14 protein-coding genes and 1 pseudogene are annotated in these 18415 nt (G+C 66.7%); 8 read left to right on the top strand and 7 right to left on the bottom strand.

The window, feature by feature from the left end:
• The 7 genes and pseudogenes from ACOJVU_RS07980 to ACOJVU_RS07950 form a co-directional block, all read left to right on the top strand.
• Nucleotides 1-169, top strand: a pseudogene (locus tag ACOJVU_RS07980) (MoxR family ATPase); the annotation flags it as partial.
• A 13-nt stretch (nt 170-182) separates the two neighbouring features.
• Nucleotides 183-1634 carry a vWA domain-containing protein gene (locus tag ACOJVU_RS07975; protein WP_421529276.1) on the top strand — a complete coding sequence of 484 codons (1452 nt, stop codon included), beginning with the start codon at nt 183-185 and terminating at the stop codon, nt 1632-1634.
• A gap of 63 nt (nt 1635-1697) precedes the next feature.
• Nucleotides 1698-2345: a nicotinate-nucleotide adenylyltransferase gene (gene nadD, locus ACOJVU_RS07970; protein ID WP_421529275.1), complete on the top strand. Its 648-nt coding sequence runs from the start codon at nt 1698-1700 to the stop codon at nt 2343-2345.
• Nucleotides 2342-2722 (top strand): ribosome silencing factor, encoded by a 381-nt coding sequence (gene rsfS / locus ACOJVU_RS07965; protein WP_421529274.1) that lies wholly within the window; start codon nt 2342-2344, stop codon nt 2720-2722. The genes nadD and rsfS overlap by 4 nt, the downstream gene beginning before the upstream one ends.
• The gene (gene gpgP, locus ACOJVU_RS07960; RefSeq protein ID WP_421529273.1) at nt 2719-3393 is read left to right on the top strand and encodes a glucosyl-3-phosphoglycerate phosphatase; all 675 of its coding nucleotides are present in this window, start codon (nt 2719-2721) and stop codon (nt 3391-3393) included. The genes rsfS and gpgP overlap by 4 nt, the downstream gene beginning before the upstream one ends.
• Nucleotides 3383-4132, top strand: coding sequence for a diglucosylglycerate octanoyltransferase (octT, locus tag ACOJVU_RS07955; RefSeq protein WP_421529272.1), 750 nt, complete (start codon nt 3383-3385; stop codon nt 4130-4132). The genes gpgP and octT overlap by 11 nt, the downstream gene beginning before the upstream one ends.
• Nucleotides 4133-4187: 55 nt before the next feature.
• A complete protein-coding gene (locus tag ACOJVU_RS07950; RefSeq protein ID WP_421529271.1) occupies nt 4188-5018 on the top strand; it encodes a DegV family protein in 831 nt (276 codons plus the stop codon).
• Between the two features lie 11 nt (nt 5019-5029).
• Here the strand turns inward: ACOJVU_RS07950 and ACOJVU_RS07945 are convergent, their stop codons facing one another.
• From ACOJVU_RS07945 to ACOJVU_RS07915, 7 genes are all read right to left on the bottom strand, one after another.
• The gene (locus ACOJVU_RS07945; RefSeq protein ID WP_421529270.1) at nt 5030-7945 is read right to left on the bottom strand and encodes an RND family transporter; all 2916 of its coding nucleotides are present in this window, start codon (nt 7943-7945) and stop codon (nt 5030-5032) included.
• Complete coding sequence (locus ACOJVU_RS07940) at nt 7942-8385, bottom strand: MmpS family transport accessory protein (protein ID WP_421529269.1); 444 nt, start codon at nt 8383-8385, stop codon at nt 7942-7944. Before ACOJVU_RS07940 ends, ACOJVU_RS07945 begins: the two co-directional genes overlap by 4 nt.
• 171 nt (nt 8386-8556) lie before the next feature.
• Nucleotides 8557-9615 (bottom strand): dihydrodipicolinate reductase, encoded by a 1059-nt coding sequence (locus tag ACOJVU_RS07935; RefSeq protein WP_421529268.1) that lies wholly within the window; start codon nt 9613-9615, stop codon nt 8557-8559.
• 94 nt (nt 9616-9709) lie between these two features.
• Nucleotides 9710-11455, bottom strand: a complete 1746-nt coding sequence (locus ACOJVU_RS07930) for an AMP-binding protein (RefSeq protein WP_421529267.1) — start codon at nt 11453-11455, stop codon at nt 9710-9712.
• Nucleotides 11456-11495: 40 nt separating this feature from the next.
• On the bottom strand, nt 11496-12623 hold the full coding sequence (pe, locus tag ACOJVU_RS07925; RefSeq protein ID WP_421529266.1) for an acyltransferase PE: 1128 nt from the start codon (nt 12621-12623) through the stop codon (nt 11496-11498).
• A 2-nt stretch (nt 12624-12625) separates the two neighbouring features.
• Nucleotides 12626-15688 (bottom strand): RND family transporter, encoded by a 3063-nt coding sequence (locus ACOJVU_RS07920; RefSeq protein ID WP_421529265.1) that lies wholly within the window; start codon nt 15686-15688, stop codon nt 12626-12628.
• 109 nt (nt 15689-15797) lie between these two features.
• Nucleotides 15798-17219 (bottom strand): condensation domain-containing protein, encoded by a 1422-nt coding sequence (locus tag ACOJVU_RS07915; RefSeq protein WP_421529277.1) that lies wholly within the window; start codon nt 17217-17219, stop codon nt 15798-15800.
• A 443-nt stretch (nt 17220-17662) separates the two neighbouring features.
• Here ACOJVU_RS07915 and ACOJVU_RS07910 point away from each other — a divergent pair.
• A partial coding sequence (locus tag ACOJVU_RS07910) for a polyketide synthase (protein WP_421529264.1) occupies nt 17663-18415 on the top strand: 753 nt, incomplete at its 3' end.

Here is an 18415-nt window from a genome sequence, read left to right as displayed (position 1 = left end):
GCAGCTCAAGAAGGTGCCGTCGATCGCCGAGACGATCGACTGGGGCCGCACGCTGCTGGCGCTGGGCCTGGACACCATCGACGACGCCGTCGTCGCTGCGACGCTGGGCGTGGTTCTCAAACACCAATCCGACCAGCAGCGCGCCAGCGGGGAGCTGAGGCTGAACTGATGGGCCCGCACTGATGGCCGCGCGCCGCATCCGACCCACCCGGCCACTGGCCCCGTACGGGCTGCCCGGCCATCTGGTCGGGTTCGTGGAAGCCCTTCGCGGGGCTGGTATTTCGGTGGGCCCGTCGGAGACCGTCGATGCGGGCCGGGTGATGACCACCCTCGGGCTGGGCGACCGGGAGGTGCTGCGCGAGGGCATCGCCTGCACCGTGTTGCGCCGCCCCGACCATCGCGAGACCTACGACGCCATGTTCGACCTGTGGTTCCCGGCCGCGCTGGGGGCGCGCGCGGTGGTCTCGGAGAGCGTCGCCGCCGATGCCGCCGGCGACGACGACTCGCTGCCACCCGACGACGTCGAGGCCATGCGCCAGATGCTGCTGGAGATGCTCACCGAGAACCCGGATCTCGCCGACATGGACGAGCGCCTGGTCGCCATGATCGCCCGCATCGTCGAGGCGTACGGCAAGTACAGCTCCAGCCGCGGCCCGTCGTACTCGTCGTACCAGGCGATCAAGGCGATGGCGCTCGACGAGCTGGAGGGCAAACTGCTTGCCGGGTTGCTTGCGCCGTACGGCGACGAGCCCACACCCACACAAGAGCAGATTGCCAAAGCTCTTGCTGCGCAGCGTATTACGCAGCTACGTAAGCTGGTTGACGCGGAGACCAAGCGGCGCACCGCCGAGCAGCTGGGCCGCGACCACGTCCAGACCTACGGAATCCCGCAGCTTTCGGAGAACGTCGAGTTCCTGCGCGCATCCGGGGAACAACTGCGTCAGATGCAGCGGGTGGTAGCTCCTTTGGCGCGCACGCTGGCGACCCGGCTGGCGGCCCGCCGGCGCCGCACCCGCTCCGGGACGATCGATCTGCGCAAGACGCTGCGCAAGTCGATGTCGACCGGCGGCGTGCCGATCGATGTGGTGCTGGCCAAACCGCGCCCAGCGCGACCGGAATTGGCTGTGCTGTGCGATGTTTCGGGTTCGGTGGCCGGGTTCAGTCATTTCACGCTGCTGCTGGTCAATGCTTTGCGCCAACAGTTCTCGCGCGTGCGGGTGTTCGCCTTCGTCGACACCACCGACGAGGTGACGCACATGTTCTCCCCTGGTGCAGACTTGGCCGTCGCAATCCAGCGGATCACGCGGGAGGCCGGCGTCTACAGCCGTGACGGCCATTCCGACTACGGCAACGCGTTCGTGTCGTTCGTGCAGTCTTTTCCCAATGCGCTCTCGCCGCGCAGTTCGCTGCTGGTGCTCGGCGACGGCCGCACCAACTACCGCGACCCGGCCGTCGATGTGCTGGCGGACATGGTGACCGCAAGCCGGCACGCGCACTGGCTCAACCCCGAGCCCCGACACCTGTGGGGCAGCGGCGACTCCGCGGTGCCGCGTTACCAGGAGGCGATCACGATGCACGAATGCCGGTCGGCCAAGCAACTGGCCGCGGTGATCGACCAGCTGCTGCCCGTGTGAGCCGGGCGGCCCACAGAGCTCGCCGTGGGTTCCCGACGCGTTACTGAAGTAAGCTGGCGAATCGTGCAAAAGCGGTGTCGCAGGCTCGGGGTGATGGGTGGGACGTTCGATCCCATCCATTACGGCCATCTGGTCGCCGCCAGCGAAGTCGCCGACCTTTTCGACCTAGACGAGGTGGTGTTCGTGCCCAGCGGCCAGCCCTGGCAGAAGGGCCGGCCGGTGTCGGCCGCCGAGGACCGCTACTTGATGACCGTGATCGCCACCGCGTCCAATCCCCGGTTCTCGGTGAGCCGGGTCGACATCGACCGCGCCGGCCCCACTTACACCCGGGACACGCTGCGCGACCTGCACGCGGTCAACCCGGACGCCCGGCTGTACTTCATCACCGGCGCGGACGCGTTGGCCTCCATCCTGTCGTGGCGCGGCTGGGAGGAGGCCTTCGACCTGGCTCACTTCGTCGGCGTCAGCCGCCCCGGCTACGAGCTGCAGGATGAGCACATCACCGGAGTGCTGGGCGAGCTGGCCTCCGATGCGCTGACCCTCGTGGAGATCCCGGCGCTGGCGATCTCGTCGACCGATTGCCGACGGCGTGCCGCCCAGGCGCGTCCGTTGTGGTACCTGATGCCCGACGGCGTCGTTCAGTACGTATCCAAGCGCCGGCTCTACTGCGGGAACGCACAGGTCGGCCGGGCGACGGGACACGACACATGACCGCGACGCAGGAAGCCATCGACATGGCGACGGTGGCCGCCGGTGCGGCCGCCGCCAAACTCGCCGATGACGTCATCGTGATCGACGTCTCCGGCCAGCTGGTCATCACGGACTGCTTCGTCATCGCGTCGGCGTCCAACGAGCGGCAGGTCAACGCCATCGTCGACGAGGTCGAGGAGAAGATGCGCCGCGCGGGCTACAAGCCCGCGCGGCGTGAGGGGACCCGGGAGGGCCGCTGGACATTGCTGGACTACCGCGACATCGTCGTACACATCCAACATCAGGACGACCGCGACTTCTACGCGCTGGACCGTCTGTGGGGCGACTGCCCGGTGCTGCCGGTGGACCTGTCGGCGGAACCGTTGGACCCGCGATGAGAATCCGTCGCCTGGTGATGTTGCGGCACGGCCAGACCGCCTACAACCGCGGCAGCCGGATGCAGGGTCAGCTGGACACCCAGCTCAGCGAGCTCGGCCGGGCGCAGGCGCATGCCGCGGCCGAGGCGCTGGGCAAGCAGCAGCCGCTGCTGATCGTCTCCTCCGACCTGCGGCGCGCCTACGACACCGCGGTGACGCTGGGGGAGCGGTCCGGCGTGGACGTCCGGGTCGACGAGCGGCTGCGCGAGACACATCTCGGGGACTGGCAGGGCTTGACGCACACGCAGATCGACGCCGAGGTCCCGGGTGCCCGCCTGGCGTGGCGCGAAGATGCCACGTGGGCGCCGCACGGCGGGGAGAGCCGGATGGACGTGGCCGCGCGCAGCATGCCGCTGGTCGCCGAGCTGGTCGCCGGTAATCCGGAGTGGGGTAACCCCGACCAGCCGGATCGGCCGGTGGTGCTCGTCGCCCACGGCGGGTTGATCGCTGCGCTGTCGGCCGCGCTGCTGAAGCTGCCGGTCGGCAACTGGCCGATCCTGGGCGGCATGGGCAACGCGAGCTGGGTGCAACTTTCCGGTCACTCCCGCGGCGACGACGACGGGTTCGACGCGATCGGCTGGCGGCTGGATGTGTGGAATGCGTCGGCGCAGGTGTTCGGCGATGTCCTCTGAGGCACGCCCCGCGCTGCTGGTGTTCGCCGACTCCCTGGCCTACTACGGACCCACCGGGGGGCTGCCCGCCGACGATCCGCGGATTTGGCCCAATCTCGTTGCTGCACAGTTGGATTGGGATGTGGAATTGATCGGTAGGATCGGCTGGACCTGCCGCGACATCTGGTGGGCGGCGACCCAGGACCCGCGTGCGTGGGCGGCATTGCCCAGGGCTGGTGCGGTGATCTTTGCGACCGGCGGGATGGATTCGTTGCCGTCGGTGCTGCCGACGGCGCTGCGCGAACTGATCCGTTACGTGCGTCCGTCGTGGCTTCGGCGCCGGGTGCGTGACGGTTACGGCTGGGTGCAACCCAGGTTCTCGCTTGTCGCCAGGCCCGCGCTGCCCCCGCACCTGAGCGCAAAATACCTCGAACAGACGCGCGCCGCAATCGATTTCAACCGACCGGGGATCCCGATCGTGGCCTGCCTGCCGTCTGTGCACATCGCCGAGGCCTACGGGAAGTCTCACCGCGGCCGTCCCGGTACGGTGGCGGCGATCACCGAATGGGCGCAAGGCCGCGATGTTCCGCTGGTGGACCTCAAAGCCGCCGTGGCTGAAGAGATCATGAGCGGGCGGGGCAACCCGGACGGAATCCACTGGAACTTCGAGGCCCACCGGGCGGTCGCCGAGCTGATGCTCAAGGCGCTGGCCGAAGCCTCGCAGAAGGCTCAGGTGGCGGCTCAGAAGCCGTGTGACTGATCGTGACCCGCGCCGACGACGATGCAGAGCGCAGCGATGAGAAGGAGCGGCGCTCATGACTGTCGTGGTGGTGACCGATGCCTCGTCGCGGCTGCCGGTCGAGCTGCGCGAGAGGTGGGGGGTTCGCGTTGTCCCACTGCACGTCCTGATCGACGGCGTCAGCCTGCGCGAGGGTGTCGACGACATCCCCGACGACGTCCACCAGCGTCACGCCACCACGGCGGCGGCTACCCCGGCCGAACTAGCGGTGGCCTACCGGAAGGCGCTGGCCGACAGCGGCGGCGACGGGGTGGTGGCGGTGCACCTGTCGTCGGGGTTGTCGGGGACCTGTGCTGCGGCGCGTCACGCCGCGGCCGAGCTGGGCTCGACCGTGCGCGTCGTCGACTCGCGATCGGCCGCGATGGGCACCGGCTTTGTTGCACTGGCCGCCGCCCGGGCCGCGGCGGCGGGCGCCGACCTGGACACCGCTGCCGACGCGGCACGCGCGGCGGTGGCCCGCAGCCATGCGTTCGTGGTGGTTCACCGCCTGGACAACCTGCGCCGCAGCGGGCGGATCGGCGGCGCCAAGGCGTGGTTGGGCACCGCGCTGGCGCTCAAGCCGGTGCTGCGCATCGAGGACGGGAAACTTGTTCTGGCCCAACGGGTGCGCACCTTCGACAACGCTACCGGGATCGTGATCGACCGGGTTTGTGAGCTGGTGGGGGAGCAGTCCGCCGCGCTGGCGGTCCACCACGTGGCCAACCCCGATGGTGCCATCCGGATAGCCGCCGTGTTTGCCCGGCGGCTACCCGCGTGCGGGCCCGCGATCGTGACCCCGCTGGGCCCGGTGCTCGCGCTGCACGTCGGTGCCGGAGCCGTGGCGGTCTGCGTGCAGCTGTCCGGGTAGCTGCACGTCGATCAGTGGTGTGCCGACAACACCGGCATCGGGGAGGTCTCGTCCTCTTTGGCCGCCACCGGCCGCCGCCCGTAGTCGCCCCGGGGGTGGACGACCTGCGGCCACCAGAACCAGCGGCCGAGCATGGTGGCGACCGAGGGCATCAGCAGCGTGCGCACGACCAGGGTGTCGAGCAGCAGACCGATGCAGACCGTGGAGCCGAACTGTCCCAGGACGGTCAGTTCGCTGCCCAGCATGGCCGCCATGGTGAAGGCGAACACCAGACCCGCCGATGTCACCACGGTGCCGGTGCCGGCCATGGACCGGATGTATCCGGTCTTGAGCCCGGCGTGGATCTCTTCCTTGAAACGGGAGACCAACAGCAGGTTGTAGTCGGATCCGACGGCCAGCAGGATGATGACCGACAACGCCATCACGATCCAGTGGATCTTGAAACCGAACAGGTCCTGCCAGATGAGCACCGACAGCCCGAACGACGCCGCGATCGAGCTGCCCGCGGTGCTCACGATGACCAGGGCGGCCACCACGCTGCGGGTCAGCAGCAGCATGATCATGAAGATCAGCGTCAGCGCCGAGATCACCGCGATCATCAGGTCGTACATGGCGCCGTCATGCATGTCCTTGAAGGTCGCCGCCGTACCGCCCAGAAACACCTTGGCGCTCGACAGCGACGACTGCTTGAGCGCCTCCTGGGCGGCCAGGCGCTCGGAATCGACCCGTGAGATCCCTTCCGGGGTCATCGGGTCGCCCTGATGGGTGATGAAGAAGCGGGTGGACTTGCCGTCGGGGGAGAAGAACATCTTGATGCCGCGGATGAACTCCGGGTTGGAGAACGCCTCGGGCGGCAGGTAGAAGAAGTCGTCGTTCTTGGACTTGTCGAAGCTTTGTCCCATGACGATCGCGGTGTCGTTCATCGCGTCCATCTGGTTGATCATCGCCTCGAAGGTGCTGTGCATCGTCAGGGTCAAGGCTTTGGTGGTCTTCATCGTGGCGATCATCGGTGGGATCAGCGCCTCCATCTCGTGGGTCGCGTCGGCGGTGCGTGCGATGTCGCCGGAGAGTTCGTGGAATTTCTCGGCGAGCTTGTCGAAACCGTCGATGGTGTCCCAGATCGAGCGCAGCGAGAAGCAGATGGGGATGTCGTAGCAGTGCTTCTCCCAGTAGAAATAGCTGCGGATCGGCCGCCACATGTCCTCGAAATCGGCCAGGTGGTCGCGCACCTGGTCGGTGATGGCCGAGGTCTCGGCCGTGGTCCGCGCGCTGTCGTCGGCGGCGTGCGACAGGTCCTGGGTGACCTGGTACATGCGCTCCATGGTCTCGATCTGGAGCTGCATCATGTCGGCCATCTTGAGCATGTCGGCCATGCGCTCCCTCAGGAAGCCCATGTTCTGCATGGTCGTCTGGCCCTGGATGCTGTTCTGGAACGGGATCGAGCTGTGCTGGATCGGAATCCCGAGGGGCCGGGTGATGTCCTGGACCATGGCGATGCCGTGGGTGCGGATGAGGTTTTTGGCGACCTTGTCCAGCACCAGCATGTCTGCGGGGTTGCGCATGTCGTGGTCGGCCTCGACCATCAGCATGTCGGGGTTCATCCGGGCCTGGGAGAAATGCCGGTCGGCTGCCGTGTATCCGACGTTGGCGGGGGCCGATCCGGGCAGATAGTAGCGGTCGTTGTAGCTGGTGACGTAGCCCGGCAGGCCCAGCATGCCGATGAGCACGACCGCGCCGCTGACGGCGAAGATCGGCAGCGGCCAGCGCACCACTGCGGTGCCGACGCGGCGCCACAACCGGCCCTTGGCCGCCTGCTTGGGTTCGAACAGGCCGAATTTGCTGCCCGCGAAGATCACCGCGGGGCCCAGGGTCAGGCCGGCCAGCACGACGACCAGCATCCCGATCGCCACGGGCGCGCCCATCGTGTTGAACCAGGGCAGCCGGGCGAAGCTCAGGCAGTACGTCGCGCCGGCGATGGTCAGGCCCGAACCGAGCACGACGGGGGCCACCCCGCGAAACGTGGTGTAGTAGGCGGTTTCCCGGTCCTCGCCGGCCGCCCGGGCCTCCTGGTAGCGCCCGACCAGGAAGATGCCGTAGTCGGTGCCGGCGGCGATCGCCAGCATGGTCAGGATGTTGGCGGCGAACGTGGTCAGCCCGAACGCGTTGACATAGCCCAGGGCGGCGACGATCTGCCGCGAGGACGCCAGCGCGACGAAGGTCATGAACAGCTGGATCAGGGTGGTGACGATCGAGCGGTATACCAGCAGCAGCATGATCGCGATCGCGCCGAGGGTGAACAGCGTGATCTTGGCCAGGCTGGCGTTGCCGATGACGTGCATGTCGTCGGACAGGGCCGCGGGCCCGGTGACGTAGGCCTTCACCCCCGGAGGGGCCGGCGTGTCCTTGACCACCTTGCGTACGGCATCGACGGAATCGTTGGCCTCCGTGGTGCCCTGGTTGCCGGCGATGTTGATCATCACGTAGGAGGCCTTGGCGTCGGCGCTCTGGGCCCCGGCCGCGGTGAACCGGTCACCCCAGAAATCCTGGATGTGCTGGACGTGCTCGGGGTCTCCCCGCAGCTTACGCACGATTTCGTCGTAGTAGCGGTGGGCGGCGTCGTCGAGCGGCTGTTGGCCTTCAAGCACGACCATCACCGTGCTGTTGGAGTCGAACTCCCTGAAGTTGTGGCCGAGCCGCATCATGGCCTTCATCGACGGCGCATCCAGGGGGGCCATCGGCGCCGAGTGCGCCTCGCCGACGATTTCCAGCGTCGGGATCGCGACATTGACGATGACCGTCAGTGCCACCCAGCCCAGGATGATCGGCACCGCGAAGATGCGGATGAAGTGCGGGATGAACGGCCGGTGGCCACGCTCGGGCTCCGGCGCCGCGGCGCTCTGCGTTTCCTGGGTTCTCGTCGCGGTCATGCGGACTTCACCAGGCAGAAGGCCTGCGCGTTGACGCCGTCGGCGTGGCGCTGCTCGCGGACCGTACCGTCGACGGTGATCCGGCAGCCGATCTGGTCGGCGTCGGTCTGGGCCATGATGTTGGCGCTCACCGCCGGCAGGGTCGTGGAGAGGGTGTACGACCACGGCAACGGCGCCGCGTTGACCTGGTGCGTGTTGGCGTCCGCGTCCCAGTAATTGATGTTTGCGGTCGACCCGGGCGGCCCGGTGATCTCATAGGTGACAACCTTGGGGTTGAACTGCACGATCTCGATTCCGGCGCCGGCGTTGGCATTGAGATCCTGCGAGCCGAAGACCTTGTGCAGCCTCGACACGACCAGTCCCGAGGTACCCAGGACGACCACCAGCACGAGGGGTATCCACGCTCGCTTGAGGTAGCCGCCGATGGAAACCGATCTCATGTCACCGCCTTCCGCTCACCGATGCGAGGCCCTGCCGTCCTGCCGCAACGGAAGGCTCGACACCGTGGACGAGCAGCCAAGTCACCACAATATTTGCTCAGCTAAGTATCGTAAACCTTAATGCACGCAAGCGTTCCTCCGGGCGCGCTTTGTATCGCGAACGGCATAGCTTCAGCGCGCCACGCGGCCGGTGACCGGCGGCAGGTCGGCGAGCGTCACGATGCCCGGCCGCGCCGCCACCACAGCCGGGACCGCGTTGGTCACCGGCATCGCGGTGTAGATCATCCCCAGGCCCATGAACCCCGGCTCGGTCCACCCCTTGGGTGGCAGGCAGTGCAGCACGGTGCGCATGTTGGGCAGCCCGAACACCTGGATGACATGGCCGTGCTCGAGCGGCTTGGGCGGTGCGACGTGGTTGCCCATCGTCCAGTTGAAGCCGACGCTGACGACGTTGCGATCGCCCTGCCAGCCCCGGTGGTATCCGTAGACGCCGCCGACCGTTCCCGCCGGTATCTTCATGAATCCCAGGTCGGAGTCGCCGGTGGCCGCGGTGAACGTGACGTCGAAGGTCATCCTGTCCAGCTTCGCGCCGATCGCGTCGGCCATCATCGCCGCCGATTCGGCGAAGACTTCGCTCTCGGTCCGCACGTGTTCGGCCAGTCCCGGGGTGTCGGGATCCTGGGAGAAGCCCATCGCCGTCTGCGTTTCCGCCGATTCATAGGTCGAGCAATCCACCGACTCGGTGATCCTTATCTCGTCGACCCGCTCGCAGGAGGCCGACAGCACCATGCCGACCATGTTCGTCATCCCGGGATGCGCGCCGCTGCCCAAGATCGTCGACTGCCCCCGCTCGCACGCCTCGAGGATGCGCTTTCGGTCCTGCGGGGTCTGCTTGCCCCCGGTGATCCAGGCCGCGCTGGTGCACACGTTGACACCCGATTCCAGCAGCTGTGCCAATTCGTCGACGTTGGGCCACAACGGGTTGTAGCAGCACGCGTCGGCGCCCAGGGCGAGTAGCGCATCGATGTCGCTGGTCGCGTGCACGCCGGTCGGTTCGGACCAGCCGGCCAGGTCGGCGGCGTCGACGCCGACCTTGTCCGCCCCATGCGCGTACACCCCGACCAGTTCCATGTCGGGCCTGCCGATGATGGCATGCAGCGAGCGGCGGCCGATGTTGCCCGTCGTCCACTGGATCACCCGAAGCGGACGGTCTGTGCGTGTCGTGCTCATCGGGGCTCCTTTGCCGGTGCGATGGGACTCAATTATGTGCACCCCGGCACACGGGCACGCGAGCCGGGCGCCCGCACCGGTCGATCCGTCTTTCTCAGGCGTCCAACCGGGTGAATCGGTCCAGGTGGTACCGCTCGACGCAGGCGGCGCGCCGGATCTTGCCGCTCGTCGTGGTCGGAATCGACCCGGGCGACACCAGGACGAGGTCCCCGACACTCAAGCCGTGCGCATTGGATATCGCGGAGGTGACGTCTCTTTTGACGCGGCTGAGCCAGCTGCTCGCCTCCTCGTCGGAATCGCCTCGCTTCTTGAGCTCGATGACGGTGACCAGCTCCTCGGTACTGTTCACCGGAACCGATATCGCCGCGACCCGACCACCCGTGATCGCTTGGGTCGTCGCCTCGATGTCCTCCGGATAGTGGTTGCGCCCCCGGATGATCAGCAGATCCTTGATGCGGCCGACGATGAACAGCGCACCGGAGAAGATGAAGCCCAGATCGCCGGTCCTCAGCCAGGGGCCGCGCGGAGTGCCGGGCGAAGGGTCGACGAGCGTTGCGTCGAAGCAGCGCTGTTCTTCCGGGGGCTTGCGCCAGTAGCCCTCGGCGACATTGGGGCCGTGTATCCAGATCTCACCGACCACGTCGGGCGGGCATTCGCGGCCGGTGTCGCAGTCCACGATCCGCATCGTGGGTGACTGCGGCACCTTGTATGTGACCAGCGCCGTGCCGTTCCCGGCCGCACACGGCCGGACTCGGCCGGCGGATAATTCGTCGGCATCGAAGTGGACCGTGCTCGATGACTCGCACCAGATGCCGGCCGTCACGAAGACGGTCGCCTCGGCCAAGCCGTACGAGGGGCGCACCATGTGTTCTTGAAAACCGAAGTGGACGAACCGGTCAACGAAACGTTGCAGGGTGGCCGGCTCGACACGCTCGGCACCGCTGATGATGCCCAGCACCCCGCCGAGGTCGAGCCCGCCCAGGTCGCTGTCGGTTGTTTTGCGGGCGGCCAGCTCGAAGGCGAAGTTCGGCGCCGCCGAAAAAGCGGGCGGATTCGCGGCCAACGACCGCACCCACCGGGCCGGCCTCTCCAGGAACGAAACCGGGCTCGTCAGCTCTCCGCGATAGCCGCCCAGGATCGGCGCGCAGACTCCCAGCACCAAACCCATGTCGTGGTAGAAGGGTAACCACGAAACGATCGTGGCGTTCGCGGGGGCTTTGATGTGTGAGTCCGCGAAAAAACTGCGCATCAGCTGCTCGAAGTTCACCTGAAGGTTGCGGTGCGAGATCATGACCCCGGTCGGCAGCCGGGTGGAACCCGAGCTGTACTGCAGATACGCGATGTTGGGCAAATCGACTGCCGGAAGGGATGTTCCGCCGGCGGCATCCAGGTTCATCGAATCGATTTCGACGACCTCCGGAACGGCCTCCAGGCGTGCTCGATCGACATATTCGGTGATGTCTTCCGCGACCTCGGACGTCGTGAGGACGACCGCGGGGGACGTATCGGCGAGGACTGCCTTTACCCGCTCATCGCTCGAGCCGCGGTGCGGCAACGGGAGCGGCACCGCGATGAGCCCGGCCTGCATGGCCCCCAGGAACGCCACGATGTAGTCGAGGGACTGGGGTGCCAGGATCACCGCCCTGTCCCCGACCGAGCCGTGCGGGTCGAGCTCGCGCGCCGCATTGATCGTCCGGCGGGACAGCTGCGACCAGGTGAGGCTCTCGGGGACACCCGCCCAGTCGTCGTCGTAATCGGTGAAGGTGAATGCCGTGTCGTCAGGCCGCAGGATGGCACGTCCGTGCAGCAGCGAGAGAATGGATGACTGGGGTTGCGTCACATCACGTCCCTACCGGTTTGTCCGACGCGTCGCTTCGAAGTCAGTGGTCGGCCTCTCCTGCGCCGTGGGACAACACGGACAGGGCACCGGCGAGGATCTGCGAGAACGGGTCGGCGCCGCCACCGAATGTCGCCTCGTTGGCCGGTGCAGTGACCTCCGCGGGGTCGAAGCCATGCGCCGGGTCCACCTGGACCGGCGCGGTCGCGGGGTCATCGTTGCGCGCATAGCCCGCGTTCACCCGGGGAATCAGGATCGCATCGAGCTTGCTCAGCGTGTCCTCCGAGATCCCGATGTAGGCCAGGGGCATGACAAGAGGAAGGTGTCTTTCCGGGACCATGACCGTCGTGACTTTCGCGCCTCTGGAATTGATCGTTGTTCTGATGTTCTGCGGCGGAACCATGCTGGGGTTGGTGAAGGCCACCGCAGTGTGTCCCGTGGCGAGGCCCATGAGCGTGTTGGCGAGGGCGAACAGGTTGTCCGGCCGGTCCGGAAAGTCTGCGATCGAGTCGTAGGCGGCCACGAACTTGTCGGTGTCGTATTGGCTCTCGTACGGCGGTGGGATGGTGTAGTCGAGCGCGGGGACGACGCTGCCGACTCCGAACACGGCGCTCAGGAAGCTCTGACCGAAGGCGTGCTGCCCGATCGGGTCGCCGAATGTGGCGAAGTTCAGGGTGTCCGGCGGCGGAGCCGCCGGGTCGTCGGCCAGTCGGGCCTGCGCGCCATCAACCACGAACCCGCCCTCGGACAGGCCGATCGCGGTACCGGGGCGACCCGCTTTCAGCTCCGCGACGAGGTTGTCTATTCCGACGTCGACCGACTCGCCGACGCTGGGCCCGTCCAGACCCAACCCCGGGAAGTTCTCACCGAGCCGGCCGATGCCCGGGAACAGCCGCTCCAGCACGTGGCCTTGAACCTGGCCCGCGGGGTAGCGGACGATTTCGCGCTGCTGGCCGGGGAACCACTGGGCACCCTCCTGGCGGATGTACTCGTCGTAGGGGATGCCCAGAACGTGAGCGCCTCCGAGGGCGTAAGCGGTCTGGTCGCCCGGTGCCCCCGGCGTCGGCGGACCGTCGATGGGCGTGTCATCGGCAGAGGCCGTGCCGACGCCGAAATAGCCTGCTGCACTGACCGTTACCAGTGCCGTGACTCCCACGAGGAATTCCTTCATCCCTACCCCTGACCGCTCGGCTCGTTTAGTTTCACATACACCCGGTGCGCGTGCTCACCGGGTTGCGGCTCGGCGAGTCCGGTCGGCGACCGCTGCCCGCCCACCCGCGACGGCCACCAGTTCGCCCGTCCGACCAGCGCGGCGATGGCGGGAACCGTGATGGTGCGCACCAGGAACGTGTCCAGCAGAATTCCCACGCCGATCACGAAACCGCCCTGAACCACGGTGCCGATGCTGGAGAACAACAGCCCACACATCGAGGCGGCGAAGATCAGGCCCGCCGCGGTGATCACGCCGCCCGTTGAACTCAGCGTCCGAATGATGCCGTAGCGCAAGCTGTGCGGAGACTCCTCACGCATTCGAGAGACGAGGAGCATGTTGTAGTCGGCTCCCACCGAGACCAACACCACGAATGCCAGAGGGGGCACGCTCCAATGCAATTGCTGGCCGAGTGAGAAGTGGAACACCAGAGCACCGATGCCCACCGCCGATAGATACGAAACGACCACCGAGGCAACCAGGTAGAGCGGCGCGATGATCGCCCTCAGCAGCACAATCAGGGTCAGCAGCACGACCAGGAGGGTCACCGCGATGATGAAGCGGATGTCGTGCCGGTAGTAGTCGCGGGTGTCCTTCAAACCGACGGTGTAGCCCGCCATCGATATTGTCGCGTCCGCCAACGCGGTGTTCGGCTGGGCCCCCCGGGCGGTCGAGGCGATCGCGTCGACCTGATCCATGGCCTCGGTGGTGAACGGATTGAGTGTGGTTTGCGCCAAGTAGCGCACCGAGTGACCGTCGGGTGAGATGAATATCTTGGCGGCCTTCTGGAACTCCGCCAGATGCAGGATTTGGGACGGGATGTTGAACCCGGCCATCGCCGGTCGTGCCGCGTCATGCTTCAGCGACAACAAAAACGCCGACGACTCACTGAGGCCGGCACCCAGCCGTTTGACCTGGTCGACGAGTTGAGCCACCGCGTCGGCCACCTGCCGGCTCCCGCCGGCGAATCGATCCGCCCCGCTTTGCAGGCTGTTCAGGTTCGCCTGCAGCCCGCCGGGCTGGTCGATCCCCATCGACTGCAGCACCGTGGCGAGCCTCGCCAATGCATGGCGCAGGCGCTCCGTCGACGCTTTGAGGGCCCGCTTGTCCGGATACTCCTGCAGTTGGCGGGACAGGTCGTTGATCGCGTCGAGGTCTTCCTGATCGCGCCCGCCGGTCAGCTGCTCGAACGTCCCGCGGGTGGCGCTGCACGACGCGTCGGCATCGCAGACCGGATTGTTCTGCAGCGCCGCCAGCACCGGGTCGATCCAGGCGAACATGTTCTTGGCGGCCGAGAAGTTCCAGCCCATGGCATTGCTGAGCGAATTGACGTGGTCGACGAGTTGGGCCGCGAGGTCGACCTCTTTGACCAGCGTGTCGCCGCTGTACTGATTCTTCGCCGCCGCGAAGGCGTCCTCGAGTTCTCGCACGCCGGCGGCGAGCTGGTCGACCTGGCCACGCACGTGGCCCAGGTTGTCGGCCAATGTGCCGGCTCCTTCGACCAGCCGGTTGAGGTCGCCTGTGTGGTCGTTGATCAGGGTGGACCCGCCGGCCAGGAAGCTGCCGATGGCACCGGCCTGATAGGTGGCCCGGAATTGTTCCGGCACCTTTCCGGTGGGGCGGGTGATACCGCTGACGGCAGCGATATCGGGCAGTTGGCTGACTCGATCCGCCATCTGTTCGAGGTCCGCCAGGGCTTGCGGCGTGCGAAGGTCATGCGGTGACTGGACGAGGATGTATTCGGGGATGGACTGGTTGACGGGGAAATGGCGCTCCAGCGTCTCATAACCGAGGGAACTCGGGGCCGAGGACGGCAGGGCCTTGCGATCGTCGTAGTTGTAGTGCACCAGGGCTGCGCAGCTGGCCAGGATGGCCAACACGAGCACGCTGGCTACCAGGTGCAGAACCGGCCGGCGCACGATGCGGATGCCGGAACGCCGCCAGAACCGGGCGGTCAGTTCACGCCGTGGCGTGACCCAGCCGCGCGGTCCCGCGATCACCACGATGGCCGGCAGCAACGTCATTGCGGCGAGGAACGCCACGCCGATCCCGATCGCCGCTGAGAATCCGACCGTCTTGAACACCCCCATCCGCGCGAAGCTGATGAGCAGAAAGGTCACTCCCACGGTGGTGGCGGAGGCGGTGATCACCTTCCCGATGGAGATCATCGCCCTCGTGATCGCCTGATCGAAATCCGCGCCCGACCGCAGGTAGTCGTGATAGCGGCTGATGAGAAACACCGCGTAGTCGGTTCCTGCGCCGGCCATGATCGCGCTCAGGAACACGATGGACTGGTTCGAGACGCCCGAGCCGGTCACCTGCGAGTAGCCCGCCACCAATGCCTGGGCGATCACCAGGGACAACCCGATCGTCATCAACGGCAGCAGCATGGTGACCGCGCTGCGGTAGACCACCAACAGGACGAGGAGCACCGCAATGGCGATCGCCAACTCGATCGGAAGCCGGTCCCGGTCGCCCGCGACCGTGAGGTCGGCGACGGTTGCCGCGGGGCCGGTGAGGTGTGCGGTCAGGTGTGTTCCGGCCGGGGCGTGTTCCATGACGTGGTTGACGATGTCGCCGATCCGGCTGAACGCGGTGTAAGACCGGGGTGTGCCCAATTCCCCCGCAACGCCGACAGGCAGGACCCAGGCCTTGTGGTCCTGACTGGTCAGCACCGAACGCAGGGGCGGGGCGCTGGCGAAATCCTGCAGCATCACGACGTCGCGCGTGTCCTGGCGCAGCGCGTCCACCAGTTTGCGGTAGACGACCTCGTCGGCGGGGCCCAGCCCCTTGTCGTCGGTCAGGACCACCAACAGAAGGTCGTCGGAACTCGATTCGTGGAACGCCTCGGACATCTTTCGAGCGGTGACGTTCGACGGCGCGTCGCTGGGAAGGATAGCCAGCGGATGCTGCTGGGCCATCTGGTTGAGCGATGGGAACGTCAGCGGCAGGGCGGCCGCAATCGCGACCCAGAGTCCTATCACCGCCCAGGGCCACCGCACCACCACATCGGCTAGTCGTCGCATGTCGCCCTCACCGCCGGTCGGGGCGGCCGGGTGCACCCGCCGGCGGCTCTCGCCGACGCGTGAGGCGGGCCGCGAAAATGTGCGTCACGAGCGATGACGATGTTGCCCGCTACGCAACGCGTCCCCAATGCCCGCTGTCGGCGACTCGCTCGCACACGGACTTCATCGCGTCCATGTAGCGGGCAACTGATTTCTGGGCGATCGGATTGTCGGGAAACATGATTGCCATCGCGGTGCCCTCCCCGTAACGAAAAACATAGATGGTCAGTTGGTAGGAATACCGGCCGTCAGAGTAGATGCCTATGTTGTTCGCGTAGCCCAGGTCGGCTGCTGCGAGAACGGCGTTGAGCGGAGCGGCGCCGCCATGCAGAAAGTTCGACACCGGAAAGTTCGGTTGTGGCCAGTCCAACCACGGCGCCAATTCCAGCACCCGATAGTACGGCACCTTCGCCAGGTCCAGGCCCGAATCGAAAGAAGCCTGTGCTGCCCATGCGGCATCGCCGAAAGAGTTCGCGGCTATCGGTACGGTGATCGGGACCAAGCCGGTGAACCAGCCCTGCGTCCTGAAGCTCTCCGCGGTGGTGCGCGTGTCCCTGGGAGTGAGGCCGTAGTAGGTGAGCGCACCCGTGAACTGGTGCTCCACCAGGGCGAAGCAGGCGAACAGGCCGCCGATGAAGCGCGCCCCGACCGCTGCGCAGGCCGCTTCGAACCGCTCGGTCTGTCCCGCGCCCATCAGGAATTGAGAAACCATGTCGCTGCCACTGGTCTCCGATGGGTTACCCAGGGGAAGGGGGAATTCGGGAAAGCCGCCATTGTTGTTCTCGGCGAAATCGATCCACGCGCGTATCTGAGGCGAATCCGCAGTCAGCGTCGACGTGTATTGGCGCTCGAGGGAACAGAACTCGTCAAAACTGCCGGCATCGGGAAGCGCCAAGGGTTCACCGCCTCCGGTCAAGGCCGTGTACATCCCGTTGGCCTCGAGCATCGTTGTGCCGATCAACGTCGCGTCCCCGTGGACGTGATCCATGGCGGCAAAGAAAGTGAAATGATCTTCGCTCTGCACAATCCCGAAGGTCCAGCAGCCCCACTCCAGGGGATTCGGTATGGCCACGAGATGAGCGCGTATTTCGGCAACCGTCATCATCCCGTGGTCGATCGGCACGAACTCGATATCCGCGGGATCGCTGAGCGTATGCCGCACGAACTCTCCGTCACCGATGTGGTCGAACCAACTGCGGAACGTGTCATGCCGACGCAGGTAGGTGTTGAGGGCGCGATTCATGGCATCGACATCACACCGGCCGGGTACGTCACAGGTACCGATGATCTGTCGCGAGAAGCCCAGACCCGCAGCCGCCCGTTCGTGATAGTTACGAAGGTGCTGGCCCTGCATGTAGCTGACCGGCACGGAACCTGCCGGCGCGTGTCGGGCCTTTTCGGCAGCCTCGGCCGTCGGGTGCCAGGAGATCACCGACCCCGGGGTCGGCGTCCAATCACCGAGTGAGCCTATGGTGATCTTCCCGATGCGCAATCTCGTCTCCTCGATCGTGATGGCTGCCATTCCGCCCCGTCGGCAGCGACACCAAGATAACTCTCCCGGCGCGCTCCGGAGCCGGCATGCGTGGTGAGCTGGGGCGCGGGCACGGCCGGCGGTGCCGCAACGGTGCCGTCCCGGCGCGGCGGCTGTGACTGCCCACCACGCCCGAGGGTTCGTGCGCGATGCGCCGCGCCAGACACCCATTCTGGCAATACTTGGCAGCGGGCGTGATTCGGCTGTCCAAAGGCGCCCAACACGTGTAAGTTTCCCACGACGGTCGCGGGCGGTTGAACACTGGGGGAGTGCCGCCAACGTGGTCCTGGGTGGGTCCAGTGAGCGGCCCGGGACCCGGTGCAGGGCAACGACGTTTCTGGCGCCGCGGCATGGGCTTGCGGGGGGCACGAAATCCTCCGGGCGAAACAGGTGAGGACAATCGCATGACATCTGCTGAATATCCGATGGCGCCGGTTTTCGCCATCGTCGGCTATGCGGCGCGTTTTCCTGGTGCCGCGGACGCGGATGAATTCTGGCAGGTGCTGGCCGACGGCCGGGATGCGACATCCGAGGTTCCCGCCGACCGCTGGGATGTTGAGGAGTTCTACGACCCCGATCCCGACGTGCCCGGCAAGATCGTGACCCGCCGGGCGGGTTTCATCGACGACGTCACGGGGTTCGACGCCCCGTTTTTCGGGATGTCGGCGCGCGAGGTCAGGTTGCTGGACCCGCAGCACCGGCTCCTGCTGGAGACGACGTGGCGCGCGGTCGAGCATGCGGGCATCGCGCCAACGGCGTTGGCGGACTCCGACACCGGCGTGTTCGTCGGTCTGGCCACCCATGACTACCTGGGCATGGCCTCCGGCGAGCTGACTTACCCCGAGATCGAGGCCTACATGGCGATCGGGACGTCGGCCGCCGCAGCAGCGGGCCGGATCAGCCATCGGCTGGGGCTGCGGGGCCCGGCGGTGGCCGTCGACACGGCGTGCAGCTCGTCGTTGGTGGCGATCCACCAGGCCTGCCAGGCGCTGCTGTTGGGGGAATGCGACCTCGCGCTGGCCGGTGGTGTGAACGTCTTGCTCACCCCGGCGACGATGATCACCTTTTCCCACGCGCACATGCTGGCGCCTGACGGCAAGTGCAAGACCTTCGACGCGTCCGCGGACGGGTATGTGCGCGGTGAGGGCTGCGGTGTG

Origin of the sequence: Mycobacterium sp. THU-M104 (assembly GCF_049197365.1) — a bacterium.
Lineage (GTDB): Bacteria > Actinomycetota > Actinomycetes > Mycobacteriales > Mycobacteriaceae > Mycobacterium.
Note: the sequence above shows the minus strand (reverse complement) of the source record. Positions and strands in the feature narration are given on the sequence as shown.

What these genes read in the sequence shown, in the direction of transcription:
- ACOJVU_RS07975 (WP_421529276.1), top strand. Translation starts at nt 183, where the DNA reads ATGGCCGCGCGCCGCATCCGACCCACCCGGCCACTGGCCCCGTACGGG.
- rsfS (WP_421529274.1), top strand. Translation starts at nt 2,342, where the DNA reads ATGACCGCGACGCAGGAAGCCATCGACATGGCGACGGTGGCCGCCGGT.
- gpgP (WP_421529273.1), top strand. Translation starts at nt 2,719, where the DNA reads ATGAGAATCCGTCGCCTGGTGATGTTGCGGCACGGCCAGACCGCCTAC.
- octT (WP_421529272.1), top strand. Translation starts at nt 3,383, where the DNA reads ATGTCCTCTGAGGCACGCCCCGCGCTGCTGGTGTTCGCCGACTCCCTG.
- ACOJVU_RS07950 (WP_421529271.1), top strand. Translation starts at nt 4,188, where the DNA reads ATGACTGTCGTGGTGGTGACCGATGCCTCGTCGCGGCTGCCGGTCGAG.
- ACOJVU_RS07945 (WP_421529270.1), bottom strand. Translation starts at nt 7,945, where the DNA reads ATGACCGCGACGAGAACCCAGGAAACGCAGAGCGCCGCGGCGCCGGAG.
- ACOJVU_RS07940 (WP_421529269.1), bottom strand. Translation starts at nt 8,385, where the DNA reads ATGAGATCGGTTTCCATCGGCGGCTACCTCAAGCGAGCGTGGATACCC.
- ACOJVU_RS07935 (WP_421529268.1), bottom strand. Translation starts at nt 9,615, where the DNA reads ATGAGCACGACACGCACAGACCGTCCGCTTCGGGTGATCCAGTGGACG.
- pe (WP_421529266.1), bottom strand. Translation starts at nt 12,623, where the DNA reads ATGAAGGAATTCCTCGTGGGAGTCACGGCACTGGTAACGGTCAGTGCA.
- ACOJVU_RS07920 (WP_421529265.1), bottom strand. Translation starts at nt 15,688, where the DNA reads ATGCGACGACTAGCCGATGTGGTGGTGCGGTGGCCCTGGGCGGTGATA.